This window comes from Mycolicibacterium obuense (genome assembly GCF_055397605.1).
Genome location: NZ_AP043663.1, coordinates 5,377,105 through 5,401,635, shown reverse-complemented (window position 1 = coordinate 5,401,635; position 24,531 = coordinate 5,377,105). Strand labels below are relative to the sequence as shown.

Annotated in this window: 29 protein-coding genes; 17 read left to right on the top strand and 12 right to left on the bottom strand. The window is 69.4% G+C overall.

Annotation, left to right across the window (positions count from 1 at the left end; all coding sequences use genetic code 11):
• The first annotated feature begins 54 nt into the window (after window positions 1–54).
• A complete protein-coding gene (locus ACZ50N_RS26175; protein ID WP_133412592.1) occupies window positions 55–804 on the top strand; it encodes an SDR family NAD(P)-dependent oxidoreductase in 750 nt (249 codons plus the stop codon).
• 13 nt (window positions 805–817) lie between these two features.
• On the opposite strand, the gene ACZ50N_RS26170 is transcribed toward ACZ50N_RS26175, so the two are convergent.
• The 4 genes from ACZ50N_RS26170 to ACZ50N_RS26155 are packed head-to-tail and all read right to left on the bottom strand — an operon-like array spanning window position 818 to window position 4,646.
• On the bottom strand, window positions 818–1,606 hold the full coding sequence (locus ACZ50N_RS26170; RefSeq protein ID WP_464474155.1) for a DNA-formamidopyrimidine glycosylase family protein: 789 nt from the start codon (window positions 1,604–1,606) through the stop codon (window positions 818–820).
• Between the two features lie 12 nt (window positions 1,607–1,618).
• On the bottom strand, window positions 1,619–1,969 hold the full coding sequence (locus tag ACZ50N_RS26165) for an STAS domain-containing protein (RefSeq protein ID WP_046364250.1): 351 nt from the start codon (window positions 1,967–1,969) through the stop codon (window positions 1,619–1,621).
• Window positions 1,966–3,021 (bottom strand): cobalamin B12-binding domain-containing protein, encoded by a 1,056-nt coding sequence (locus tag ACZ50N_RS26160; RefSeq protein WP_464474154.1) that lies wholly within the window; start codon window positions 3,019–3,021, stop codon window positions 1,966–1,968. Before ACZ50N_RS26160 ends, ACZ50N_RS26165 begins: the two co-directional genes overlap by 4 nt.
• Window positions 3,018–4,646, bottom strand: coding sequence for a PP2C family protein-serine/threonine phosphatase (locus ACZ50N_RS26155; protein ID WP_464475722.1), 1,629 nt, complete (start codon window positions 4,644–4,646; stop codon window positions 3,018–3,020). Before ACZ50N_RS26155 ends, ACZ50N_RS26160 begins: the two co-directional genes overlap by 4 nt.
• Window positions 4,647–4,885: 239 nt before the next feature.
• On the opposite strand from ACZ50N_RS26155, the gene ACZ50N_RS26150 reads away from it, so the two are divergent.
• Window positions 4,886–6,019, top strand: a complete 1,134-nt coding sequence (locus tag ACZ50N_RS26150) for a CynX/NimT family MFS transporter (RefSeq protein WP_464475721.1) — start codon at window positions 4,886–4,888, stop codon at window positions 6,017–6,019.
• 30 nt (window positions 6,020–6,049) lie between these two features.
• On the opposite strand, the gene ACZ50N_RS26145 is transcribed toward ACZ50N_RS26150, so the two are convergent.
• The gene (locus tag ACZ50N_RS26145) at window positions 6,050–6,193 is read right to left on the bottom strand and encodes a hypothetical protein (RefSeq protein WP_162938453.1); all 144 of its coding nucleotides are present in this window, start codon (window positions 6,191–6,193) and stop codon (window positions 6,050–6,052) included.
• A gap of 287 nt (window positions 6,194–6,480) precedes the next feature.
• Window positions 6,481–7,830, bottom strand: a complete 1,350-nt coding sequence (locus tag ACZ50N_RS26140; protein ID WP_464474153.1) for an acyltransferase family protein — start codon at window positions 7,828–7,830, stop codon at window positions 6,481–6,483.
• Window positions 7,831–8,010: 180 nt separating this feature from the next.
• Here ACZ50N_RS26140 and ACZ50N_RS26135 point away from each other — a divergent pair, with 180 nt between their 5' ends.
• Genes ACZ50N_RS26135 through ACZ50N_RS26125 form a run of 3 tightly spaced genes read left to right on the top strand, consistent with a single transcriptional unit; the run spans window position 8,011 to window position 8,864 of the window.
• Window positions 8,011–8,250, top strand: coding sequence for a hypothetical protein (locus tag ACZ50N_RS26135; protein ID WP_082164362.1), 240 nt, complete (start codon window positions 8,011–8,013; stop codon window positions 8,248–8,250).
• Window positions 8,237–8,506 carry a hypothetical protein gene (locus ACZ50N_RS26130; RefSeq protein WP_133412590.1) on the top strand — a complete coding sequence of 90 codons (270 nt, stop codon included), beginning with the start codon at window positions 8,237–8,239 and terminating at the stop codon, window positions 8,504–8,506. The genes ACZ50N_RS26135 and ACZ50N_RS26130 overlap by 14 nt, the downstream gene beginning before the upstream one ends.
• Before the next feature lie 16 nt (window positions 8,507–8,522).
• Window positions 8,523–8,864: a heme-binding protein gene (locus tag ACZ50N_RS26125; protein ID WP_046364730.1), complete on the top strand. Its 342-nt coding sequence runs from the start codon at window positions 8,523–8,525 to the stop codon at window positions 8,862–8,864.
• On the opposite strand, the gene ACZ50N_RS26120 is transcribed toward ACZ50N_RS26125, so the two are convergent.
• A complete protein-coding gene (locus ACZ50N_RS26120; RefSeq protein WP_464475720.1) occupies window positions 8,861–10,057 on the bottom strand; it encodes an MFS transporter in 1,197 nt (398 codons plus the stop codon). The genes ACZ50N_RS26125 and ACZ50N_RS26120 overlap by 4 nt on opposite strands.
• Before the next feature lie 284 nt (window positions 10,058–10,341).
• Here ACZ50N_RS26120 and ACZ50N_RS26115 point away from each other — a divergent pair, with 284 nt between their 5' ends.
• Complete coding sequence (locus ACZ50N_RS26115; RefSeq protein WP_464475719.1) at window positions 10,342–11,478, top strand: glycoside hydrolase 5 family protein; 1,137 nt, start codon at window positions 10,342–10,344, stop codon at window positions 11,476–11,478.
• Window positions 11,479–11,506: 28 nt separating this feature from the next.
• On the opposite strand, the gene ACZ50N_RS26110 is transcribed toward ACZ50N_RS26115, so the two are convergent.
• The 4 genes from ACZ50N_RS26110 to ACZ50N_RS26095 all read right to left on the bottom strand — a co-directional run bounded on the left by ACZ50N_RS26110 (window position 11,507) and on the right by ACZ50N_RS26095 (window position 13,659).
• A complete protein-coding gene (locus ACZ50N_RS26110; RefSeq protein WP_133412587.1) occupies window positions 11,507–12,280 on the bottom strand; it encodes an enoyl-CoA hydratase/isomerase family protein in 774 nt (257 codons plus the stop codon).
• A gap of 12 nt (window positions 12,281–12,292) precedes the next feature.
• The gene (locus ACZ50N_RS26105; RefSeq protein ID WP_133412586.1) at window positions 12,293–12,679 is read right to left on the bottom strand and encodes a nuclear transport factor 2 family protein; all 387 of its coding nucleotides are present in this window, start codon (window positions 12,677–12,679) and stop codon (window positions 12,293–12,295) included.
• 68 nt (window positions 12,680–12,747) lie between these two features.
• Window positions 12,748–13,305, bottom strand: coding sequence for a type 1 glutamine amidotransferase domain-containing protein (locus ACZ50N_RS26100; RefSeq protein ID WP_464474152.1), 558 nt, complete (start codon window positions 13,303–13,305; stop codon window positions 12,748–12,750).
• A gap of 66 nt (window positions 13,306–13,371) precedes the next feature.
• Window positions 13,372–13,659 (bottom strand): sortase family protein, encoded by a 288-nt coding sequence (locus ACZ50N_RS26095; protein ID WP_464474151.1) that lies wholly within the window; start codon window positions 13,657–13,659, stop codon window positions 13,372–13,374.
• A gap of 99 nt (window positions 13,660–13,758) precedes the next feature.
• Between ACZ50N_RS26095 and ACZ50N_RS26090 the strand changes: the two genes are divergently transcribed.
• The 3 genes from ACZ50N_RS26090 to ACZ50N_RS26080 all read left to right on the top strand — a co-directional run bounded on the left by ACZ50N_RS26090 (window position 13,759) and on the right by ACZ50N_RS26080 (window position 15,580).
• Window positions 13,759–14,463: a cutinase family protein gene (locus tag ACZ50N_RS26090; protein ID WP_133412583.1), complete on the top strand. Its 705-nt coding sequence runs from the start codon at window positions 13,759–13,761 to the stop codon at window positions 14,461–14,463.
• 203 nt (window positions 14,464–14,666) lie between these two features.
• A complete protein-coding gene (locus tag ACZ50N_RS26085) occupies window positions 14,667–15,353 on the top strand; it encodes a HemK2/MTQ2 family protein methyltransferase (protein WP_046364723.1) in 687 nt (228 codons plus the stop codon).
• The gene (locus ACZ50N_RS26080; protein WP_073684327.1) at window positions 15,350–15,580 is read left to right on the top strand and encodes a CDGSH iron-sulfur domain-containing protein; all 231 of its coding nucleotides are present in this window, start codon (window positions 15,350–15,352) and stop codon (window positions 15,578–15,580) included. The genes ACZ50N_RS26085 and ACZ50N_RS26080 overlap by 4 nt, the downstream gene beginning before the upstream one ends.
• Here ACZ50N_RS26080 and ACZ50N_RS26075 read toward each other — a convergent pair.
• Window positions 15,557–16,567 carry an iron-containing redox enzyme family protein gene (locus ACZ50N_RS26075; RefSeq protein ID WP_464474150.1) on the bottom strand — a complete coding sequence of 337 codons (1,011 nt, stop codon included), beginning with the start codon at window positions 16,565–16,567 and terminating at the stop codon, window positions 15,557–15,559. The two genes, ACZ50N_RS26080 and ACZ50N_RS26075, sit on opposite strands and share 24 nt — an antisense overlap.
• A 205-nt stretch (window positions 16,568–16,772) precedes the next feature.
• Between ACZ50N_RS26075 and ACZ50N_RS26070 the strand changes: the two genes are divergently transcribed.
• The 8 genes from ACZ50N_RS26070 (at window position 16,773) to ACZ50N_RS26035 (ending at window position 24,499) form a co-directional block, all read left to right on the top strand.
• Window positions 16,773–17,765 (top strand): ferritin-like domain-containing protein, encoded by a 993-nt coding sequence (locus ACZ50N_RS26070; protein WP_464474149.1) that lies wholly within the window; start codon window positions 16,773–16,775, stop codon window positions 17,763–17,765.
• Window positions 17,766–17,926: 161 nt separating this feature from the next.
• Entirely contained in the window at window positions 17,927–19,165 is a 1,239-nt protein-coding gene (locus ACZ50N_RS26065) for a KasA/KasB family beta-ketoacyl-ACP synthase (RefSeq protein WP_133412580.1), read from the top strand.
• Complete coding sequence (locus ACZ50N_RS26060; RefSeq protein ID WP_048425011.1) at window positions 19,162–19,878, top strand: NUDIX hydrolase; 717 nt, start codon at window positions 19,162–19,164, stop codon at window positions 19,876–19,878. Before ACZ50N_RS26065 ends, ACZ50N_RS26060 begins: the two co-directional genes overlap by 4 nt.
• 49 nt (window positions 19,879–19,927) lie before the next feature.
• Complete coding sequence (locus ACZ50N_RS26055; RefSeq protein ID WP_046364717.1) at window positions 19,928–20,380, top strand: hypothetical protein; 453 nt, start codon at window positions 19,928–19,930, stop codon at window positions 20,378–20,380.
• A gap of 99 nt (window positions 20,381–20,479) precedes the next feature.
• The gene (locus ACZ50N_RS26050) at window positions 20,480–21,280 is read left to right on the top strand and encodes a DeoR/GlpR family DNA-binding transcription regulator (RefSeq protein ID WP_464474148.1); all 801 of its coding nucleotides are present in this window, start codon (window positions 20,480–20,482) and stop codon (window positions 21,278–21,280) included.
• A gap of 5 nt (window positions 21,281–21,285) precedes the next feature.
• On the top strand, window positions 21,286–22,818 hold the full coding sequence (locus ACZ50N_RS26045) for a xylulokinase (protein ID WP_464474147.1): 1,533 nt from the start codon (window positions 21,286–21,288) through the stop codon (window positions 22,816–22,818).
• On the top strand, window positions 22,815–23,852 hold the full coding sequence (locus tag ACZ50N_RS26040) for a zinc-dependent alcohol dehydrogenase (RefSeq protein WP_082164348.1): 1,038 nt from the start codon (window positions 22,815–22,817) through the stop codon (window positions 23,850–23,852). Before ACZ50N_RS26045 ends, ACZ50N_RS26040 begins: the two co-directional genes overlap by 4 nt.
• Window positions 23,849–24,499 (top strand): class II aldolase/adducin family protein, encoded by a 651-nt coding sequence (locus ACZ50N_RS26035; RefSeq protein ID WP_464474146.1) that lies wholly within the window; start codon window positions 23,849–23,851, stop codon window positions 24,497–24,499. The genes ACZ50N_RS26040 and ACZ50N_RS26035 overlap by 4 nt, the downstream gene beginning before the upstream one ends.
• The last annotated feature ends 32 nt before the right edge of the window (window positions 24,500–24,531 follow it).

The window sequence follows — 24,531 nt, the reverse complement described above, 5'->3', positions numbered from 1 at the left end:
TTGCGCAGCAGAGCATTTGGAGCAGATCTCACAGTGTTGACTCAAGGAGTACGGATGCGTCTCGCAAACAAAGTAGCCCTCGTCACCGGGGGCAGCACAGGCCTCGGTCTGGCAATAGCCCAGCGATTCGGAGCCGAAGGCGCCCACGTCTTCATCACGGGCCGTCGGAAGGAGGCTCTCGAGGCCGCGAAGGCATCGATCGAAGGACACGTCACGGCAGTCACGGCAGACGCCACGGTCTCAGCTGATCTCGACAGGGTGATCGAAGCCATCCGCCAGGACAGTGGACGGCTCGACGTGATCGTCGCAAACGCCGGGAACATCGAGCGGATGAACTTCGCAGACGTGACCGATGAGCACTTCGACCGCACCTTCGACCTCAATGCCCGCGGCACACTGTTCACCGTCCAGAAGTCCCTGCCACTGATGACCCCGGGCGGATCCATCGTGCTGGTGGGCTCGATCACGGCACTCAAGGGGCTCCCCGGATCGACGACCTACAGCGCGACGAAAGCGGCTGTGCGCTCCTACGCGCGCACGTGGGCGGCAGAGTTCGCAAGCCAGGGACTCCGGGTCAACGTGCTGTCCCCGGGCCCGTTCGACACACCCATCATCGACGGACAGGCTGAATACTTCGGGCAGGATCCGGCGGCTCTCCGAGCCCAAATGAGCACCCACGTCCCGATGGGACGCCTGGGACGTCCCGAGGAACTCGCCAGTGCCGCACTGTTTCTCGCCTCGGACGAGAGCAGCTTCATGACTGGTGCAGAACTGTGCATCGACGGCGGCATGGCCCAGGTGTAGCCCGCGTCACCGCTCATCGCTGACAGGTCGGGCACCACCAGGTGCGCCGGCGTTCCGGATCTCCTCCCACCTCGGCGACCACCCGGACCGTCGTCCCGCATCGCAGGCACGGGCGTCCGGCCCGGCCGGCCACCCAGTGCTGCTCGCCCTTGCGGCGCACCCCGGTGGTCACCTGCATCGCCCCCGGTACCGTCGCCGAGTGGCGCAGCGCCCGCGCGCCCAACTTCAGCAGTGCGGCGGTGTCGACCCGCCCGACCGGTGTCCACGGATCATGCCCCCGCAAGAAGCACAGCTCATTGGCCCACAGATTTCCGAACCCGGCGACGCATCGTTGGTCGAGTAGTGCGGCGACCAACGGCCGCTTCGGATCCGCGGCCAGGCGCCGCGCGGCCTCGTCGGGATCCCAGTCCTCGCGCAGCGGGTCTGGTCCCAGGTGGCCGATGCACTGCGCCTCGTCGGCCGTGCGCACCAGCTCGACCACGGGCAGCTTCACGCCGTAGGCGGCCGGCCCATCGGTGCGCAGCAGCACCCGGACGTCGGGCATCACCGAGCGCGGCAGCCATCGCCCGGCCGTCGACACCGTCCACGAACCCGACATGCGTAGATGCGTGTGCAGGGTGACACCGCCGGACAACCGGGTCAGCAGGTGCTTGCCGTGGGTCACCTGGGCGGTCACGGTGTGCCCGGCGAGGTCGTCGGTGGCATGCGCGGGCACGCGCAGCTCGCCGCGAACCAGGGTGCGCCCCGTCAGGGCGTCGTCGAGGCTCCGGGCCAACGCATAGACGGTGTCACCCTCGGGCACGCGGGCTCCGACTCAGACGCTGCGGGACTCGCTCGCCGCCTCGCGGCTGGGCCGGGTCGTGAGGTGTTCAAGAACACCGGTGATGTCGAGGAGCCGCTGTAATTGCGCGGGCCGGTGGTCGAGGTGCAACTGCACCCCGGCGGCGGAGGTCTTGCGGTGCACGAGCAGCAGCCCGGACAATCCGGCGGAATCGCAGAACGTCAGCCCGGCGAAGTCGAGGCGCAGGTCGGAGACCGCGGTGGTGGCGGCCAGCACGTCGGACGCAGCGGACACAAGGGCAGGGGTGCTCTCGTAGTCGAGGTCGCCGGTCACGGTCAGCCTGGTGGAGGTGCCGTCGATGTCGGTGCTCAGCGTGAGGTTCATGCAGATGCTGCCTGGTCGATCGGGGCCCTGCCGAGGGCACGGTGTGCCGCGGCGAGGAGGCGCTGGGTACGGGGAAATTCGGACAGGTGGGCGGCCAGAGCGTCAAGTGCGGGATGCAACGACGCCGCGGGCACTCCACGGGCGGTCAGGATCTCAGCGGTCCAGGTGACGAAGTCGGTGAACAGCGCATCGTCGTCGGTGTAGAGGGCGACCGCGAGGAAGTCGACGATGTGCGCGATGTCCTCGATGGTGTGCTGACGCTGCTGGTCGCTGTAGTCGCGCATCGCGGGGAAGCGGCTCTCCAGCTCCGTCACCGTCGTCGCGACCAGGTTTCCCGCCGTCGTGCTGACCATCGTGTATTCCTGGTCGGCCAGGTGCGGCAGATCGTCGATGGGTTGGTGCGGTGCGCACGGCGAGCGCCGCGGGATCCCGTCGGCCAGCAGCACGGCCGCTTCCCTGGCATTGGAGGCCCACGCGTCGGCCCCCAGCAGCGAGGCGAAGCGGCCGTCCACCCCGAAGCCGGCGCCCCCGGCGAGGACGGGAACCCCCGCCGCCTGGCACGCCGTGATCGCGGCGTGGGCGGTGGGTAGCCGTGTCGGGATCATGCAGGACAGCGCTACCGCGTCGGGGCCCTGCTGGTGCAGGTGCGCGATCAGATGGGGTGTGGGCACCTGAGCGCCCAGGAAGTCGACCTGCCACCCGCGCAAGCGCAGCACCTCGGCGAGAAGCCGGGCGGGCAGCGCGTGCCACTCGCCGTCCACGCACGCCACGGTGACCCGGCCCCGTGACGTCTCCGGCGGTCGGCATGCGCCGTGGTGGGCCAGAGCTGCGATCACTCGGTCGTTGATCGCGGTGGCGACGTGCTCCTGCACGACGGTGATCCGGTTGGCGGCCCACTCCGAACCCACCCGCTGCTGCACGGGCGCGATGACGTCGAGCAGCAGTTCCTCGCAGGGTGTCCCGGCGTCGGCGGCATCGAGAACCGCTGCGGCGGCGGTGTATTCGTCACCGTCGAGGAGCGCGGCCCAGAGCCTGTCGATGGTGGTGCTCATGCGGAGGCCGTGTACCTGCCCGCGGTGTGCCCGTCGACCGCGCTGAGGTGGGTGCGCCGGGGGGAGGTGATCGCCACGACGGCGATGTCGTCGTGGGGTCGGCCTTTCACCCACTGCGAGGTGAGCATCATGATGCGTTCGACCACGGCCTCGGCCGGCATGCCCGCGCACTCGCGCAGCGCGGCGGTCAGCCGCGGCTCACCGAACATCTCCGCGCCGGTCGGCCCGCCGTGCGCCTCGGTCACTCCGTCGGTGAACAGAAGACAGGTCTCGCCCGGCGCCAGCGCGGTCTCGAACGTGGACGACTTGATGTCGGGCAGCGCCCCGACCAGGGTGCCGCGGGTGTCGGCTTCCTCCACCCGCCCGTCGGCACGCACGATCAGCGGCGCGAGATGCCCGGCGCTGGTCAGCCGCAGAGCCACCTGTCCGTCGCGACGGCACACCGAGGCCAGCACCAAGGTCGCGAACTTGGTGTGCTCGGCCGACAGCAACGCGCTGTTGAGCAGTCTCAGCACGCCGGCGTGGTCGTCGGCCAGCGGGGCGAGTGCCTGCAGGGTGTTGCGGATCTTGCCGGTCACCAGCGCGGCCTCGAGGCCCTTGTCGCAGACGTCGCCGAGCACGACGAGCGTCTCGTCCTCGGGGTTCGCCGCCGGGTGGACGTCGTAGAAGTCGCCGCTGATGAGGTGGTCGTCCTCCGACGCGCGGTAGCCACCGGCCAACTCGATGCCGTGGAAGCGGTGCAGCTGGGGCGGCAGCAGATCACGCATCAGGGTGCGGGTGATCGCGGCCTGCTCGCCGTACAGGCGGGCGGCGGACAGGGCCGTGCCCGCGCGGGCGGCGAAGAGCCGGGCGAACACCTCCTCGCCGTCACTGAACGCCATCTGTGAGGTCTGGCGCAGCAGCACCAGCGCGCCCGCGGGGACACCGTGGCCGGGCAGTGGGGTGATGACGACGGAGCCGACTGGGCCGGAGAAGCCCTCCGGGATGAGCCATTCGGGGACCGTGGCCGGATCGATCCACCGCGACGGTACCGGCGGGAACCCCCGAAGGGCCTCCGCGAGGCCGGCGACCAGCTCAGGGCCGCCAGCGATGGTGCGCTGCACCACTGCGCCGTCGGGACCCGCGCACACCAGCGAGATCTGCCGGCGCGTCCCGGGCGCCACGACGACCGCGGCGTCGGCCAGGTGACGCGCCGCCATCCGGACCGTGGCCTCCATACAGCGCTCGACGTTGAGCGACGCCATCAACTCGGTGGAGGCCTCGTCGAGGAATGCGGCCCGGTCACGCTCGCGGGAGACCGCCTCCTGTGCGCGCAGCAGCGCCTGCTCGGAGTCGGCGAACAGCCACCAGGCCACCGCACCGGCCGACAACGTCGTCGGCCGCGCCGCGATCTCGTGCCCGGCGACGTCGCCGGCGGCCGAGGGTGAGCGCTCCAGATGGGCGGCGCTCAGCCAGGTGGGTGTGCAGTCGAGGAGAGCCGTGCCGGGGTGCGCAGCGGGGAAGATCGCCAGCGCCGCGGGACTGGTCGCGCACACCATGCCGTCGGCATCCACCACGATCACGGGATGCGGGATATCGTCCCAGCTGGGCTCGGCGACGGCGGTTTCGGTGGCCGGCTCGGTGATGACGCCTACGGCGAGGTCCGGGGTAGCGTTCTCACGCACGTCAACCCCCGTTCAATGTCTTCGGTCACTCTACGCCGATCACGTGCGGTTTCGGTGATCAGGCGATTTGCCTTGGCTGCTGTGGTCGGACGACCCTGGAAGAAGTGAGCAAGGCACCCAGCACCGCAGCGGTTCCTTCGACGGTAACGCATCACCGGCCGCGGGCGGGAGTTGTGACGATTCTGTCCGCGGTCGCGATCATGTTCGTCGCGGCGAATCTGCGCCCGGCCGTGGTGGCGGTGGCGCCCCTGGTGGGCGACATCAAATCGGCGACCGGGTGGGGCAGTGGGATCACCGGTTTGCTCACCACCCTTCCCGTGCTGGTGTTCGGCCTCGTCGCGCCGTTCGCGCCCCGGTGCGCGGCGCGGTTCGGTATCGAACGCACAGTGTTCGGCGCGATGGTCGTTCTCGTCGTCGCGAGCGCGGTGCGTGTGATGCCCACCCCGGCAGCGCTGTTCGCCGGGTCCGCGCTCGCCGGCGTCGGGATCGGGGTCTGCAACGTTGTGCTGCCGTCGCTGATCAAACGCGATTTCGTGCATCAGTCGGGGCTGATGACCGGCCTGTACTCGATGACACTGTCGGGCGGTGCCGCCGCCGCTGCGGCGCTGACGATCCCGATCGACGACGCGCTGGGTGGCGATTGGCGGCTCGCGCTCGCCAGCTGGGGTCTGTGCGCGACCGTGGCGGTCCTGCTGTGGGTCCCGCAGCTCCGCCGCGTGCACCGGATCAGCGCCGGGCGCCCCGCGGCGTCGCTGTGGCGCAATCCGATCGCGTGGGCGATCACCGCGTTCATGGCGGCTCAGTCGTTCATCTTCTACACGTTCACCGCGTGGCTGCCCGAGTTCCTCGTGGACCGGGGCATGTCGGCCAGCAGCGCCGGGGCTGTCCTGGCTCTGGGCCAAGTCGCGGGGCTGGTGATGTCGCTGCTGGCACCCATCGTGGCGGGCCGGTTCGCCGACCAGCGGGTGGTCACCATGGCAGCGTTGGGGCTGACCGCTGCGGGTTTCGTCGGCCTGTTGACGACGACGACGGCGCCGACGCTGTGGACGATGCTCGTGATGGCAGGCCCGGGCGCGTCGATCAGCTTGGCGCTGCTGTTCATGGTGCTGCGCAGTACCTCGACCGACCAGACCAGTCAGGTGTCGGGCATGGCGCAGAGCGTGGGATACGTCGTCGCGGCGATCGGCCCGGTCGCGATCGGTGCGCTGCACGACGTGACGGGGTCGTGGACCGTCGCGATGGGTGTTCTCTCCCTGGTCCTGATCCCGCAGGCGGTGTCGGCGCTGTGGGCGGCCCGGGACGTGACGATGGACGGGCACCAAAAAAGCCGGTGACCAATCGGTCACCGGCTCCAGGTGGGTGGGTCAGCTCTGGGCGGATTCGTACCGCTCGGCGACGGCCACCAGCTCGTCGCGAATCGACGAATCGGGCAGCGAGCGGATCCGCGCGTACAGACGGCGCCGATCCCTGGCGAGCTTGAGGTTGGCGCGGAACTGCGCGACAGACATGGTGCGTGTACTCCTTTTTCGGTTCCCCGGGGTGCCGGGGTGCTGTGGTGTGGCCTGCGGGGCGGGGATCGCCCGCCCAGCAGGCACAACGGGTCATGCTTCCGTGTTAATTCCACGTAAATCAACTCGCTGACGTGTGAGTTTGCGGACAGTGAGCGCCGTCACCGGGGTGTAGACGGCCGGGATCGGGGTATCGCGACGGCCATGACACCCGATCCGTCGACCGAGGATCCCGCAGAGCCGGGTAGCGCCGATTCCGAGCAGGGCGTGGCGCCGGCCAACCCGGCCTACGCGACTCCGCCGCCGGACGGACTGCCCGACGCAGATCGCGACTGAGCGGCGGTGCGTGGGCGCACCCCGACGAGCAGTGCGCCGCCGGTGAACAGTGCCGCGGCGAGCACCGGGAGGCGGCCGCCCGGCGCGAAGCCGTGTGCGGACAGCAGCGCGAGAGCAAGCGCACATCCGGCCGTGCCCGCGTACAGCGTCACCTCGGTGAGCGCCTGCGGCGCTCGGACGGCCACCGTCGGCAACGCGGCCGCGACGAACCGGCGTTGCCAATGCAGCAAGGTGAGCAGTGCTGCGGCGACCACCGCGAGCACGATTTCCCACTCGAGGCGGGCCAGCCACCATGCACCGGAACCCAGCGGGGGCTGCGGCAGCAGCCCGGTGGGATAGCCGACCAGGGTCACGATGATCACGGGCAGCATGTGCCACAGGTACAGCGCCATCACGTTCTGGTTGGCCACCCGGAGCACCCGAGGCCAGACGCCGCGCGCCAGCGCCCGATTCAGCACCGGCACCAGGGCGAACAGCACGCCGATCTGCACCAGCGCCAGCGCCAGCAGTGCCGCGGACGGTGGTGCGCTGTTCTCCACGCGGTCGCCGGGCACGCCGATCATCGCGGTCGGGTACGGGCCCCAGGTCACCATCGCGGGTAGGGCCAGCGCGGCGATCGCCGCGGTGCCGAGCAGCACGCACCGGCTCAGTCGGCCGTCATGGAACGCGATGCCCAGCTGGTAGATCGCCGCCCAGCAGAAGAAGTAGTTCGCCATCCGGATCTCGGGGTGGTCGGTCGCGATGCCCACGATGTCGACGAGCACCAGACTGACACCCAAGACCAGCGGCACCCGCAGCCCCCACCGGCGGTGCGCCGCGACAGCCAGCGGTGTCAGTGCGACCACCATCAGGTACACGGCCAGGAACCACAGGTGCATGGCGACGGCCCAGCCGCCCAGTTCGAGCACCGACCCGCTGATGCCCGACACCATCAGGACCGCCATCACGATGACGATGGCACCGGCGTACACCCCGGTGGGACCCAGCGTGCGGGCCACCCGGCGCCGAATCCAGTCCTGTCTGGCCGCGGTACCCGCATCGGCGGGGAGCCGCTGCCACGACGCTGCGCTGGCATACCCGGCGACGGCGAAGAAGACGGGAACGACCTGGAAGAACCACGTGATCCACTGGGTGAACGGCATCAGCACCAGCGGGTTGTCCCGACCGAAGGAGCCGTCCCGGTAGGTCATCACCGAGAGCAGCCAGTGTCCGATCACGACGATCAGCACCGCGGCGGACCGGTACAGGTCGAGGGCGCCTTCGCGTGGCGGTGTGGGGCCCGCGGTGGTGGACTCGGTCATCGACCCTCCCGGTGCGCATGTCTCCCATCCGCACGGTAGCCGAAGGGCATTACGTCACCGATGCGCGCGAAAATGTAGACGAAGGCTGACGGCAGCGTCAGAATCTCACGTGTGAAGCACCTGCGGAGTCATCGCCGTGTTGGCGTGTTGGCCGGACTAGGCGCGACGTTGCTGAGCAGCATGGTCTGTGCACCCACTGCTTCGGCCGACGTGTGCGGCAGCGTGGGCGGCCGGTTCGTCTCGGTGAGCGGCTGCGGCAATATCGCCGATGCGGTCGCGCCCTGGGTACCGCCTCCAGGGGCCTACGCGCCGCTGCCCGAGGACTACGCGGCGCCGCCACCGCCACCGCCGCCACCGCCTCCGAACGTCAACGTCTGCGCGAGCGTGGGCCGCCGAATCAGCGTGAGTGGCTGTGTCTAGGCTGCGGGCGGCCGCGTTCCTGTGCGCGGCGGCGGCCCCGATCGCCGGTGCGATGGGCCTCGCACCGCCGGCCGGCGCGGAGTGCGTGAGCTCGAACGGCACCACGGTCTGCTCGCAGGGCACCGTGCGCGGCACGAACAACGGACAGGGTCCCGGAACGCTCGACACCGGACCCACGTGGCCCTATCCCTGCGAATACGACTGGTACTGCAATGACGGCGGCCTTTCGATCATCTTCACGCCCGGCCGCAACTGAATCCGACAGGAGCACCATGAGCACCTTCCTCACCCGTGCCGCGCTGACAGCGATCGCACCGGCAGCGGCGCTGCTGGCCGTCGCGGCCCCGGCGTCCGCGCAGCCTGCGCCGCCACCCCCGCCGCCGAACTGCACCGCTGCCGATCTGGCCGGTGTGATGGCCGGCGTCACCGCATCCACCTCGGCCTATCTGTTCACCCATCCGGACGTGAACGACTTCTTCACCGGTCTCCGAGGCAAGAATCGTGACGAGATGAAGACCGAGGTGGAGGGCTACATCGCCGCTCGCCCGGACGTGGGCGATGCGCTGCGCGCGATCCGGCAGCCCTCGGTCGACTTCCGTGCCCGCTGCGGCTAGTTGCCGCGTGGCGTCGATGTCATCTGCCCCGGCCGGCACAACACCGAGACGATGACGCACAGCACGGCGGCGACCCCGAACGCCGCGTAAACGTTCAGCGCGTCGGCGGTGCCGCCCAGTACCGCCGCCGCGATCGGGCGCGACCCGAGGAACCCGACGAGCCACAGCGCCATGATCCGCCCGCGCAGCTCCTCGGGGGCCTGCTCCTGCACGACCGTTCCGAGCCCGGTCATGGCCCACCCGAAGCCCAGTCCAGCCAGCGCGAACCCGGCCACGGCGACGGCCGTCACCGAGCCCATCGCCAGCACCGCACAACCGGCCGCCATACCCCACAAGCCCAGCAAGGACACGCGGTCGGCCACGATGCGGCCGCGCAGCACGGCCAGCAGCGCCATCCCCGCCGCGGCGCCGATCCCGAAGATCGCCGACAACGTGCCGACCATGCGGGCGTCCCCGCCGAGCGCCTCGGCCACCGACGGGGTGAGGGTGATCGACGAGTCCGACGCGACACCGATCACCGCGACCGCGATCAGAGCCAGCAGGAGCCGGCGATCGCCCATCACGTAGCGGACCGCGACCCGCACCCTGTAGTCGGTGCTCGAGCTGCGAGCCGGTGGGACCGGGAACCGCACCACGACCAGGAACGCCGCGAACACCAGATGCAGAGCCGCGCTCGCGGCGAAGGCGTACGCCGGTCCGAGGTGGGCGGCCAGGTATGCGCCCGCGGCCGGGCCGAGGATGCGGCCGATCGTCATCGGCATGCTGTTGAGCGCCATCGCGGTGGACAGTTCCCCGTCCCGAATCAGGCTGGGCACGATCGACTGCATGGCCGGGCCACCGACGGCGAACCCGAAGCCGACGAGCAGCGAGCCAAATAGCACAGCGACCGCTGCCGCCGTGCCGTCCGCCGACGGCGCGGTTAAGAGCCACCCGGCCACCACGCCGGAGCCCGTCGCGCAGAACACCCGGCCGAGCAGGATCTGACGGACCGGGTTACCGGTGTCTGCCCACTTGCCGCTGGTCGGGGTGAGCAGCAGCTGCGGCCCGAACTGGGCGACGCCCACCATGCCGACCATCAGCGCGGAGCGGGTGGCGTCGTAGATGACGATCGCCGCGACGATGCCGTGCGTCCACACGGCGACGACAGAGAAGATCTTGCCCCAGAACAGCGCGCCGAAGACGCGGTCGAACATCAACCCCACCGCGCCGCGGGGGCGGTCGTCGAGGGTGTCTTCGCGCGCGGGCGTCACCCGAACTGCATAGCACAGTGCCGGCACACGCATCGACCGCCCATCCTGTCCACTGAGCGAAATCGCCAGTGCTGCTTGATGTTCGGCGTAACAGCAGGTGCCTTCAGATCGATACACCGGGCGGCTGGCCGTGTCCTGCCCTGTCCCACGCCCCGGTTCTCCCGTCGAAGGATGATGCCTTGACTCGCCCGACCGCGCAGGTGAGCTCCGTCGCCCACGGAGGCGCACTGCGCCGCCGTACCGCGCTCAAGGCACCCCTGCTCGCAGCTGCGGCGATGACGCTGACCCCGGTGCCCCGAGCATCGGCCGACGACGGGCGCTGGTCGGCCGACCGGGCCGGGCGGTGGTATCAGCAGCAGGACTGGCTGGTGGGCGCCAACTACATCGCCGGCAATGCGGTCAACCAGTTGGAGATGTTCCAGCCCGGGACATTCGACCCGCGGCGCATCGACGCCGAGCTGCGGCTGGCCAGCCTGGCCGGGCTGAACACCGTGCGGGTCTTCCTCCATGACCTGCTGTGGCTCCAGGACCCGACGGGGTTCCTGCGCCGCGTCGGTCATGTGGTCGACATCGCCTCTCGGCACGGGATACGACCCCTGTTCGTTCTGTTCGACTCCTGCTGGGATCCGCTCCCGGCGCTCGGCAAGCAGCCCGCACCGCGCCCGGGGGTGCACAACTCCCGCTGGGTGCAGAGCCCCGGTGCGGAGAACCTCGACGACCGGCGCTACAAGCGCGTGCTGCACGACTACGTCGTCGGTGTCCTCACCCGGTTCCGCGGCGACCGGCGCATCCTCGGATGGGATCTGTGGAACGAACCCGACAACCCCGCCAAGCAGTACCGGGACACCGAGCGCGCCGACAAGCTGGCGCTGGTGGCGGACCTGCTGCCGCAGGTGTTCCGCTGGGCACGCTCCACCGGCACCATCCATCCGCTGACGAGCGGTGTGTGGGACGGCGTGTGGGGCGATGCCCGGCTGCGCAGCGAGATCGCGGGCATCCAGCTCGACCAGTCCGACGTCATCTCGTTCCACAGCTACGACAGCCCCGTCGGTTTCGACGCCCGGATCAGTGAGCTCGCGTTCACCGGCCGCCCGCTGCTGTGCACCGAGTACATGGCGCGTTCGCTGGACTGCACCGTGGAGAACATCCTGCCGATCACCAAGCGCCGCAACGTCGCAGCCTATGCGTGGGGTCTGACGGCCGGAAAGACGCAGACGTACTTCCCGTGGGATTCGTGGGATCGGCCCTACGCCATGGAACCGCAGCCGTGGTTCCATGACCTTCTCGGGAGGGACGGTGAACCCTACCGGCCGGCGGAGATCGCCACGATCCGCAATCTGACCGGCCGACCTCGTCCGTCGTGATGCCCGTCGTGATGCCCGTCGCGACCTGTCACCGGGCCTTCCACTGCGGGCGCCGCTTCTCCCGCCAGGCCGAAATGCCCTCGGCGACATCGGCTGTCGCGCCTGCCACCTTGCGCATCACCTCGCCGAACCGGACCGACTCGATCCACCCCATGTCGGCCGTCCGCCAGGCCACTTCCTTGGTGGCCCGCTGAGCCAGCGGTGCCGCCTCGGTCAGCCTCCGCGCCCATTCCTGCGCCGCGGGCAGGAGCTCGTCGGGTTCGACCAGCTTCCAGACGAGCCCGACCTCCTTCGCCCGCTCAGCCGCCATCGGCTCACCCGTCAGCAGTAGTTCCATCGCATCGGCCCAGCGCAATCGTCGCGGCAACCGGATCGCGCCGACGATCGTGGGCACGCCGATCCTCACCTCGGGAAATGCGAACGTTGCTTCGGTGCTCGCAATCACGAAGTCGCAGAACAGAACTCCGGTGAGCCCGTAACCCAGGCACGGCCCCTGCACGGCCGCGATGGTCGGCTTGAACAACTCCATGCCGCTTTCGAAGGAGTTGATCGTCGGCTTCTCCCAGAACGTGCCGCCGAACGTCCCGACCGCGCCCTCGCCGTCCTTGAGGTCGGCACCGGCGCAGAAGATCCGGCCGGTCGAGGCGAGGATGCCCACCCACGCATCCTCGTCGTCGCGAAACCGGTTCCACGCCGCATTGAGTTCCTGCCGCAACGCACCGTTGATGGCATTGCCCGCCTCGGGCCGGTTCAGCGTGATCGTGGCGACGTGATCGCGGAGCTCGTAGGTCACCAGGCTCATGGCGCCACTGTGTCAGTTGCCGCGCTTCTCCGCGTGCAGGAAGGCGGCCGTGTCGTAGTAGGTGCGGAACGCCGAGATCGACTCGTCGTCACCTTCGAGCACGCTGACCCCGTCGTAACGGAAGTCGCTGCCGTCGCGCAGCGTCCCCGTCGAACTCCACTCCAGGTACGCGATGCCGTCCTCGGTGACGGTGTGCGAGAAGTCGGACGACAGGTCGTCGAAGACATCTCGGTATTGCGTCCAGAATGTGCGTGCGCCGTCCTTCCCGTGCTGGCCGTGGGGGAGGCCCGCCTTGGTCAGCGTCGCGTCGTCGGCGAACAGCTCGACCAGCGGCTCCACGTCACGACTTTCGTGCAGTCGGGTCAGCGCGTCGATGAAGTGCTTCGTCAGTTCATGCATGCGTTCCGCCTACCCGCCGCATGGCCCCGCACACGCGTCGGATCGTGCGGGGTCACCGTTTCGACAGATCAGGTGTGGGCCGGGTTTTCGGCGAAACGATCGGTGATGGTCTGGCAGAAGGCCGGCAGATCGTCGGGTGAGCGGCTGGTGATCAGGTTGCCGTCGACGCAGACCTCCTGGTCGACGACCGTCGCACCCGCGTTGCGGAGATCGGTGCGCAGACTGGGGTAGGAGGTCAGCGTCCGGTCCGCGACGACGCCGGCTTCGAGAAGCACCCACGGTGCGTGGCAGATCGCGGCCACCGGTTTCCCGGATCGGACGAACTCGCCGACGAAGGCGACGGCCGCTTCGTCGAGGCGCAGCTTGTCGCTGTTGACGGTGCCGCCGGGGATGACGAGTGCGTCGTATTCGTCGACGCGGGCGTCACTGACCAGCCGGTCCACCTCGATGGTTCCCGCCGGTTCGAGGTCGTGGTTGCGCGCGTCGATCTCGCCGTCGCTGAGCGAGAGCAGCTCCACGCGCCCACCGGTCTCGGTGACGGCATCGCGGGGCCGCTCGAGTTCGACCTTCTCGACGCCGTCGGTGGCGAGGAAAGCGATTCGGCGGCCGTTCAGTTCGTTGGGCATGGTGGCGTCCTTTCGTCGGCTGTGCGGGCGGTTACCCGCTCGCCGACGATCGAATCCCGTAGACGCTCAGGCCGACTCCGATCCGTCAGCATGCGGGGTCGGGCTCTGCGCCGACTCCCACTTGGACTCCAGTGAGCGGGTGACCCGTGTCCCGGCAGCGAATCGTTGCTGAAACGTCTCGCCGTCACCGTCGTCCTCCAGCGTCACGAGATAGCCATCGTCGTCGGCAACGATGTGCACCACCTTGTACTGCCGCTCGCCGTCGCCGCGGTCGGCGGTGATGATGTCACCGGGCGCGACGTCGTCGATGGGATCGGTGGACGTCGGGTCGGAAAAGGGGTCGGCGTCAGACATGCGTCGACCGTAACCGACAGCGCCGTTTGCTCAGCAACGACGGGGGTACTGCTGAACTGGCGCCACTGACCGTGCGTCAGTCCCAGAGAGGAATCCTTGATGACACGTCGACAGTGGGCCCGAGCCGCCGCAACGATGATCGCTGCTACCGCCGCCGTGTCGGGGGGCGCTGCCGCTGCTCCGACGGCGGCCGCCCAGGAATGTCCGGACGTCGAGGTGGTGTTCGCACGCGGAACAAGTGAAGCGCCGGGTGTTGGCAATGTCGGACAGGCGTTCGTCGATGCCGTGCGTGCGCAGGCGGCGCCCCGCACGGTCGGCGTGTACGCGGTGAACTACGCGGCATCCAACAACTTCGCGGCCCGCACCGAAATCGCTCAGACCGTGATCGACGGCATCAACGACGAGTCCGGTCACGTCCAGGCCATGGCGGCGAATTGTCCGAACACCCGCATGGTGCTCGGTGGCTACTCGCAGGGTGCGCTGGTGTCGGGCTTCACGACCTCCGATGTGGTTCCGGCCATGGTGCCGACCGCGATCGCGCCACGTCCGATGCCGCCGGCGGTCGCCGATCACGTCGCTGCGGTGGTGCTGTTCGGGACTCCGTCGGGGACGTTCCTGGAACGCTATGGCGCCCCGGCCATCACGATCGGTCCGCGGTACGCGGACAAGACGCTTCAGTTGTGCGCGCAGGGCGACACGATCTGCGACGGCGCCCCCGATGGCGGCCCGACCGTGGCGCACGCCCTGTACCCGGTCAACGGGATGGTCAACGAGGGGGCGGCGTACGCCGTCGGTCGGCTGTAGAGATCACGCCCCGGCGTAGGTGTCTTCGCGGGCGCACGTCGGGCAGATGGTCATGGTGAGCCCTTCTCTGTCGGTGGTTGTCACAGCCGCGCAGCGGATTTCCACGCCATGTGACGACAAACAGAAGTTTGGCCGGTTCAAGAGAGGGCATCAATCGGGGGCGATGCCGCCCCCGGTGTCGTCATCGTCGGCAAGGAGCGCACGTGACCACCGCATACACCGATCTCGGCACCATCGAGGCTGGAGTCTATCCGCCGCAGGAAGATTCACATCTGCTGATCGACGTGATGATCGCCGCTGGGCTCGCTCCCGGCGCGAAGGTGGCCGATCTGTGTACCGGTAGCGGAGTGGTGGCTCTGGCCGCCGCGCAGGCCGATGCGGCCGAGGTGGCCGCGTTCGACATCTGCCCCACGGCCGTGGCCCATGCCCGGCGCAGCGCGACCGCCGCCGGTGCGAACCTGGCTGTGCATCGCGGGTCCTGGGCACGTGCACGGGAATTCGGGCCGTTCGATCTGGTGCTGGCCAACCCGCCGTACGTGCCCCAGGCGCCGGTCGACGACACCGACGATATCCCGGCTGATGCCGGGCCGGCGCAGGCATGGAATGCCGGCGCCGACGGACGATCGGTGCTGGATCCGATGTGCACCGCCGCGCCGCACCTGCTCGCCGAGGGTGGCACGATGTTGATCGTGCACTCGGAGTGCTCGAATGCCGAGCAGACAGTGACGGCGTTGCGCAGCGAAGGCTTGGCCGCCGATATCGTTGCCCAGCAGATGATTCCGTTCGGTCCGGTGATGTCGGCGCGGGCCGACTGGTTGATGAGCGTGGGCCTGCTACCGCACGGTGCCACGATGGAACGCATCATCGTGATCCGGGCGGACGCACCGTGACCGAGCCATCGGCGCGCACCGTCCGCGTCGTGCCCGGCGGCCCGGTGATGGTGGAAGGGCCTGTGCGCGTGGAACTCCCGGACGGTTCAGTCGTGGAGTCGGACAGGTTCATGGTCGCCATCTGCGCATGCCGTCGCTCGAAGACGTATCCGCTCTGCGACACCAGCCATCGCCGCAGGCAACGCGCTGCGGCAGACGAGGACTCAGTCCAGAGCGCGGCGGAGTGAGCCGAGTCCCGCGTTCCAGCTCTCCATGAGGTGATCGGCCAGCCGTCCCTCGACGAGGTCGAACGCCCGGATACCGAACACCACGTCGGCGTCCAACTCGGGTTCGCGGGCGACCAGGTCGCCGACCACATCTGTGCGCACCACCTGCTCGTGCACCGCGTCCGCTTCGACATGCTCGCGGTAGAAGGCGGCGCACTCGTCGGGCGCGCCCATGCGCTCCAGCGCGGCGACCATGCGCTTGGACCCGGGAGGAGACGTCACCTCGGTGGCGGCGAAATGCCCGACGGCGGCACCGCGTAACCGGCGGTGCAGACCGAACATCGACATCAGGTTCACCACGGCCAGCGACGGCGCGGGCACGTCGGGGAGATACCCGAGATAGGTGGTGTCCAGCCCGGCCGCGGCCATCAGATCGGCGAACAGTTGCTGGTGCAGCCGGGCGCCCTTGCCGGCCCCGAATTCATCGAATTCGACAGCGACGAACGATGCCTTGGCCTGCCCGGTGAGGCGCGGGATGGCCCACGCGTGCGGGTCGCCTTCTTTCAAGTGGTACAGCGAGCGGTGGGCGAAGTATTCGCGCATCTGCTCCCAGGTGCCGTTGTCGCGCAGGTAGTAGGACGGTCCGGTGCCGCCGACCGGTTCGACGCAGAGGGCGTCGAGTTCGTCGAGTGCGCTGGTTTCCGGCTCGATGTTCCCGACGCCGCGCCGCACGTCGTCGAGGAACAGATCCTCGAGGCGGCTGCGCAGATAGAGCAGCCCGGGGTTCCATTCCCAGCCGGCGTCCACGCCGGCGAAGCCGCGGTAGTGCAGCTCGTAGCAGAGGTAGAGCGCAAGCTGTAGATCGATGCCGGCGGGGTCGGCGTCGGCCAGCGACGTCTCCACTTTCGTCAGATACCGCAGCGGAGCTCGTTCGTTCAGCAGCTCGATCACTGACAGCGAGATCGGCCCGCGGGGTTCGGGCAACACGGGGTGGACCATCGTCGGCATCACGGCTGCGACATACCCCGCGGCGGTCGGGCCAAACGGGTCCCCCCGCTACCCACGGCGGGTGCTTGATCACACGCGGATGATGTCTATTTCACATTTCCGGGGTTGAGCTGTCGAGCCCCCCGGTCGGTGGGTAGCCCATCAGCAGGCGCACACAAGTGCCAGTGACCGAAGCACAAGCCAACTCCTGAAGGGGTGACAAGACATGGCCACCACGGCTACCACCGAGTCCGTCGACATCGAAGCCAAGAAGGCCACGCTGATCGCTCAGCTGCGCACGATCCTCGACCTGACCAACACCGAGATCCAGGTCGCCGAGACCCGCATCGCACAGGCCCGTACCGACGCCGTCCGGCGCGAGCTGACCCAGAACGCCGAGAACGGACGGGACCGCGCCGAGCAGATCGAGCAGGCCATCCGCGACCTCGGTGGGTTCCCCGACGTCATCGGTCCGTTCCTCGGCCGCGCCGCCGCGGCGGTCAAGGCCCTCACCGAGCAGGCTGCCCCGTTCGACGAGGCACTGCTCGGGGACCTCGCACTCGAGGATCAGCTGCTGGACCGCTCGCGCTACGTCAAAGCCCTCGCAGTCGCCGCGAAGGACAAGGACGTCGAGGCGCTTGCCGAGCGGCTCATCACGGCCCACTCGGCGACCGTCGAATGGCTGACCACCGTGCTCGCCGAGGACGCACTCGGCGGCCCCGCAGCGCTGCGCCGCACCCCGCTGCAGGCTGCCGCGGGCCTGACGGTCAAGGTGCTGAACCTGCCGTTCACCTGGTCCGTGGAGCGCGCGGAGCGGGCCGTCGAGGCCGTGCGCTCGGTGCGTCCGGCCGTGGGTGACCTTGTCGACCGCGGCGCCCGTAGCAGCGAGATCGCGGCGAAGGCGCTGGCCGGGGCACGCAACTCGGCTCTGGAAGCCGCCGAGCGCATCACCCGTGAGCAGGGCGCCGAGGAAGTGGCTGACGTGATCCATGCGGCGCGTGGCGCGGCCGGAGTGCTCGACAGCGACGAGCTGCCCATCGCCGATTACGACGAGTTGAACCAGGCCGATGCGGTGGCTGCGATCAAGGACCTGACCGACGCCTCCGACATCCGCGTGATCGTGTCGTACGAGGAAGCGCACAAGAACCGCCAGCGCGTGGTCTCTGCGGCGCAGACCCGGTTGGCCGCCATCGCGCAGGAAGTCGTCGGCATCGGCTGATCACTGCAAGACATGCGCCGGCGCGGCATCCTTCGGGGTTCCGCGCCGGTGGCGTCTGAGCGGCGAGGGGGCCTTTTGACAGAGGCTGCCTTGACGACACGCGCACGTCTCGTTAGAGAATTGTCGGTGACGTTCCGACGGGTCGAGGGGATTCGCACGACATGACAGCCACAGCTGACCGACCGGCCGTCGTGGTGACAGCGTTGGCGGCGACGACCGCTCTCGCCGCCGACGTGGAGGAGTCGTGGGCCGCACTGCTCAACGGCAAGAGCGGGATCAGCCTCATCGAAGACCGCATGCTCGACCAGTTCCCGGTGCCGGTGACCATCGGCGGATTGGTGCGAGAGGACTTCGACTCCCAGCTCAGCCGTGTGGAAGTCCGGCGCCTGTCGTACATGCAGAAGATGGCTCTGGTGCTGAACCGGCGACTGTGGACGGCCGCGGGCGCCCCCGAGGTCGACACCCGCCGGCTACTCGTCTCGGTGAGCCACGCCTATGGATCCACACAGGACCTCTGGACCGCCTGGGAGGAGTTCAAGGCTCGCGGCATGCGGGCGGTCTCCCCGCTGGCCGTTCAGATGCACATGCCCAACGCGCCCGCTGCCGCGGTCGGTCTGGACCGCCAGGCCAAAGCGGGTGTCATCGCGCCCACCAGCGGCGACGCCTCCGGCTCGGCAGCCATCGCCGAGGCGTGGCGGCTGATCACACTCGGTGAGGCCGATGTCGCGATCTGTGGCGGCGTCGAGTCGCGGATCGAACCGGTGCCGATCGCGGCCTTCGACAACATGGGGCTGCTGTCCCACCGCAACGACGACCCGGTGGGCGCGTGCCGCCCGTTCGACAGGAATCGCGACGGCATGGTGTTCGGCGAGGGCGGCGCGTTGCTGCTGCTGGAAACCGAGGAGCATGCCAGGGCGCGCGGGGCGACGATTCTGGGCCGGTTGCTCGGGGTGGGCACCACCTCGGACACCGCTGACTTGATCGAGCCGAATTCGGACGGACAGATGGCCGCCGCGGCGCTGAGCCGGGCGCTCGAGCTCGCCGCCGTGGAACCGCGCGATGTCGATGCTGTGATCGCCCACGCCGCCGGTACGCGCGCCGGTGATCTCGCCGAAGCCCGCGCGCTGCACGCTGTGCTGGGGACGCATCGGCCCGCCGTGACCGCCCCGAAGGCCGCGCTGGGCCATGCCATGGGCGCGTCGGGTGCCGTGGCCGCGGCGTTGACGGTGCAGTCGCTGCGCGACGGTGTGCTGGCGCCGACGCTCAACTACGACACCCCTGACCCGGACATCGACCTGGACGTGGTCGCCGGTGAACGCCGTCCCGGTGACTACCGCTACGCGGTCTCGAACACGCTGGGGTTCGGCGGCCACAACGTGTCCCTGGTCTTCGGCCGGTGACCCTGGTCTACGACGAGACGCTTCGCGCCCGCGTCAGGGACAACCTGTCCGCGCACGAGCGGCGCACCGTCTCCGATCCCGCCAAGCGGCGGGCTGCCGTGGCGGTGGTGCTGGTCGACTCCGTCGTCGGAGAGGACAGGGTCGATCCCGCCCCGGTGGACGACTGGATCGCCGGCCGACCGATGCCCGAGAACCTGGACGGACGAATGGTCGATGTGTCCGGTGGCGCGTCGTTCCTGTTGTGTCGCAGGGCCTCTCGGCTGTCCACCCATGCCGCACAGTGGGCGCTGCCCGGTGGGCGGCTGGACCCGGGGGAGAGCGCCGTCGATGCGGCGTTGCGCGAGCTCGACGAGGAGGTCGGCGTGGCGCTGCCCGAGACCGCGGTGCTCGGCCTGCTCGACGACTATCCGACCCGCTCCGGGTACGTCATCACCCCGGTCGTGGTGTGGGGTGGCGGCCGGCTGGATCTGCGGCCGTCACCCGACGAGGTGGTGGCGGTGTACCGGGTGGGACTGCACCAACTGCTCCGCGAGGACTCGCCGCGGTTCATCACGATCCCGGAGAGCCCGCGGCCCGTCGTGCAGATCCCGTTGGGCAACGATCTGATCCACGCGCCGACAGGCGCGGTGCTGTTGCAGTTGCGGTGGCTGGGGCTCGAGGGGCGTGCTGACCCGGTCGACGAGCTCGAGCAGCCGGTGTTCGCCTGGCGGTGAGCTGACGTCGGTGTTTCTGCCGACAACGGGCCGGGTAGCCACAGCCACGATGGCCACCACACACCTGCCCGGCAGGCACCGCCTCTCGACCGCACCGGCACACGCCGGCCCGCGGTGGGGGCTGGCGTCGATGATCGTGGCCGCGGGCATGGGGGGATGGTTGCTCGCCGTCGCGGGACCTGACGGTGCCCGGGCGATGACGGTGACGACACCACCGCCGGCCGCCGTCCCGGCCGTCCAGGACATCCAGCGGGCCGGTTGGGTGACCGCGGTGTCGCCGACGTCGCTGACCACTACAGATGCCGCCGGACAGACCACCACGTTCTCGATCACCTCCGAGACCGCGCAGATCCACGGGCCGGGCTCCACGGCGTTCCGGCCCGCACAGCACGTCGTCGTGGTCGGTGTGGTGCGTGACGGGGCGCCGGTGGCGACGGCGATCGCCGATGGTGGCGCCGCGGCGGGCGAGGGTCGGCCGATGGATTACCAGCTGCCGAACTGACCTCTCCCGCGTTCTTGCCATCTTCACACCTCTGTTGTTAGTTTTGTGATGTTCGGTGAGAAGTTGCGGTGTGCAATGTCTGGTGTGCAAGGAGGCGCGGTGACGTCCACCCCGCCCATGCGCGTCAGCGCCAACACCGCTCGCCGCACCGAGATCGCGCAGTTCGTCCGCGCCAAGGGCACGGCCCGCATCGACGAACTGGCCCACGAATTCGGGGTCAGCACCATGACCATCCATCGCGATCTCGACCACCTCCACCAGGTGGGTCTGCTGCGGAAGGTGCGTTCCGGTGCCGAGGCACCGCCCACCGAGGCGTTCGAACGCAACATCGAACTGCGTCGTGTCCTCAACCTCGCCGAGAAGCAGGCTGTCGCCAGAGCCGGGGTGGCCTGGGCGAGCGACCGCATCGACATGACCGCGGTGGCCCTGGACGACAGCACCACCGCTCTGCACGTGGTGTCGTTGCTCTCCTCGCACCTGCCGCTCACGGTGATCACCAACTTTCTGCCCGCCATCAACGACCTCTCGACCGATGCGCGAGTGCGCCTGAACGCCATCGGTGGCGACTTCGTCCCGGAGTTCTCGTCGTTTCTCGGCCCACAGGCCATTCGGGCACTCCGCGACGTGCACTACGACGTGCTGTTCATGTCGGTGCCGGCGCTTTCGCGCGGCAGGTGCTTCCATCCCTCAAGTGCCGCAGCACAACTCAAGCGAGCTTTCATGGACAGTGCCGAGTTGCGGGTGTTGTTGATCGACCACAGCAAGCTCGCCCGGCGCGCGATACACCGCATCTGCGATGTGGCGGACTTCGACGTCGTCGTCGTCGATTCCGGAATCGACCCTGACGAGCACCGCCGTCTCGAAGACGCCGGGGCGAACATCCTGGTGGCCGAATCGTGAGCACCGTGACAGCACCTCTGGTCATCGCGGTCGACTGCTCGACCACCGCCGCCAAGGCGATCGTGGTCGACGCCGCGGGGCGCGTGGTGGGTTCCGGCAGCCAGGCGCTGGACACCCGGAGCCCGGTCCCGCACTGGTTCGAGCAGGACGCCAGCCAGTGGTGGACGGCCACCGACGCGGCCATCCGGGCTGCGCTGCAGGACATTTCGGATCGCAGCACTGTCGCGGCGGTCTGCGTGACGCATCAACGGGAGAGCTTCGTCTGCCTCGACGGTGACGAAACGCCGATCCGGCCGGCGATCCTGTGGCTGGACGGTCGCGCCGAGGCCGAGGTTCGGACCTACGGCACCGAGCGCGTGGAGCTGTTGTCGGGCAAGCCCGCCGACATCACCCCCGGTCTCTACAAGCTGCTCTGGCTGCGCGACCACGAACCCGAGACGATGGCGCGCTGCCAGCGCGTCGCCGATGTCCACACCTACCTGGTACACGCGATGACCGGCAGGTGGGTGTCGAGCACGGCCTCGGTCGATCCGCTGGCCGTGATCGACCAGAGCACCGGCGATTACAGTGACGAGCTGCTCGAGCTCGCCGGGCTGCGCCGCGCCCAGCTGCCCGAACTCGTCCCGAGCGGAACCACGATAGCAACGCTGCGGCCACAGGTCGCCGACGCGTGGGGCGTCAGTCACGACGTCGCGGTCATCGCCGGCACCGGCGACGGCCAGGCCGGCGGAATCGGTTTGGGCGTGACGGATCCGGGCGCGGCCTACCTGGTGCTCGGCACGGCCGTGGTGATCGGCAGCGAGACGAAGTCCTATGTTCCGGCACGCGCGTACCGATCGATGATCTCGGCCATGCCGGGCCAGTCCACCGTCGAGACGTTCAGCTCGTCGGGGACCTACCTGTCGACCTGGTTCCGGCGCGAGTTCGGCGATCCCGGTCTGGCCGGCGCACCCGACCCGGCTCTGGAGCGCGCCGCCGCGGACCTGCCCATCGGCAGCGAACGGCTCATGACGCTGCCGTACTGGAACGGGGCACAGACCCCGCACTGGGACGGGAAGGCTTCCGGAGTGACGTTGGGCTGGCAGGGATGTCACACCCGCGCCCACTTCTACCGGTCCCTGCTCGAGGGCATTGCGCTCGAGCTGCGTCTGCAGCTCGACGGACTCGAAGCCGCGCGCGGTGAGCCGGTCGAGGTGATGCGGGCGACCGGCGGCGGAGCCCGCAGCGCGCTGTGGACGCAGATTCTCGCCGACGCGTTCGACCGGCCGCTGGAGGTGTGCGCCACCGCCGAAGTGAGCGCGCTCGGCGCGGCCGCGATCGCGCTGACCGCAGTCGGCGCCTACGACACACTGCCCGCCGCAGCGGCGGCGGTCAGCACCACCGACGCCGTGGTGACTCCGCGGCCTGATGCGGCCGCCGCCTATCGGCGGCTGCGCGCGCTCTACGAGCGCGTCTACGCGCAGACCCGCGACCTGCTCCACACCTTGCACGAAACACCCCTGCACGAAACACCACTGTCGAAGGAGATCTCCCCGTGAGAGCCGCCATGTTCTACGGTCCCGGCGAACTGAAGCTGGAGGACATCGGCTCCACCGAGCCCGGACCGGGTGAGATCCTCGTCGAGGTGCGCGCCGCCGCGACGTGCGGCACCGACCTCAAGTCCTACCGACGCGGCCACCCCAAGCTCTTCCCCACGCTGCCGTCGCGATTCGGCCACGAGTTCGCCGGCGTGGTCACCGCCGTCGGCGACGGTGTCGACACCTTCGCCGTCGGCGACCGGGTCACCGCGGCCAACACCGTGCCGTGCGGCTACTGCTGGGCGTGCATCCGCCATCGCGAAAGCCTCTGCGAGAACCTCGAATTCCTCAACGGCGCCTTCGCCGAGGAAGTGGTGATCCCCGCCGCGATCGTGGCCCGCAACACCTACACGCTGCCCGACGACCTCGACTTCGCCGACGCCGCGCCGCTCGAGCCGCTGGCCACGGTCGTGCACGGCATGGCCGAGACGGGCATCGAGCTCGGTGACACCGTCGTCGTGCACGGGGCCGGGCCGATCGGGCTGATGTTCGTCCGGCTCGCCACCCTGCGGGGCGCCAACGTGATCTCCGTCGACCAGTCACCGTGGCGGTTGCAGCAGGCCGTCCGCGCCGGTGCGGTCGACACGATCGACCTGTCCGAGGTCTCCGACTTCGAAGACCGTGTCGCGCTGATCAAACGGCACACCCCGCACGGCCGTGGCGCCGACGTCGGCATCGAGGCGGTCGGCCTGCCGCAGGTGTGGGAGCAGACCGTCCGAACCCTGCGCCCCGGTGCGACGGCCGTGCTGTTCGGCGGAACACCCGCCGGCGCAGCGTTTTCCGTCGACTCCAGCGCGATGCACTACGAGGAGTACACCCTCAAGGGCGTGTTCCACCACACCCCCAACTACGTGCGTACCGCCGTCGAGTTGCTGTCCAGCCGCAAGGTGGACGGCTCGATGCTGGTGACCGAGCGCCGGCCGCTCTCCGAGCTGGTGCCCAGCCTGGAGGACATGGCCGCCGGCCGCGGATCGAAATACATTCTGGAACCATGAAACTGGAAGAGCAGCGGCAGCAGGTCGTCGACGCCTGCCGGTACCTGAGCCGCTCGGGCCTGGTCGTCGGCACGGCAGGCAATGTGTCGATCCGGGTCGACGACGTCCTCGTGATCTCGCCGAGCGGGGTGGACTACGAGGCGATGTCGGCGCGCGATGTCGGCATCCACGACCTGGACGGCAACGCCGTCGACGCGGTGCTGGCCCCGTCCAGCGAGCTGGCCCTGCACCTGGCGGTGTACCGATCCTCGGAGCACACCGCCGTCGTGCACACCCATGCCCCGGCCTCGACCGCGCTGTCCACCGTTGTCGACGAAGTCCCTGCGTCGCACTACTATTCGGCACTGTTCGGCGGGCCTGTCCGCGTCGCTCCGTACGCCACCTTCGGCACCCAGCAGCTGGCCGACAACGTCAGTGCTGCGCTGCGGGGCCGCACCGCGGCACTGATGGGAAATCACGGCGCGGTGCTGGCCGGTGCGGCACTGCCCAAGGTGCTGAACCTGGTGCCCTATCTCGAGTACGTGTGCGATGTGCAGTTGCGGGCCATGGCCACCGGCGCGCCGGTGCGGGTCCTCGACGACGCCGAGATCGCCGAGGTCGGCAGGCTGCTGTCCGGCTACGGGCAACAGGCGTCCGGGAAGGACTGACGAAAGAGGGGCCGGCCGCAGCGCGACCGGCC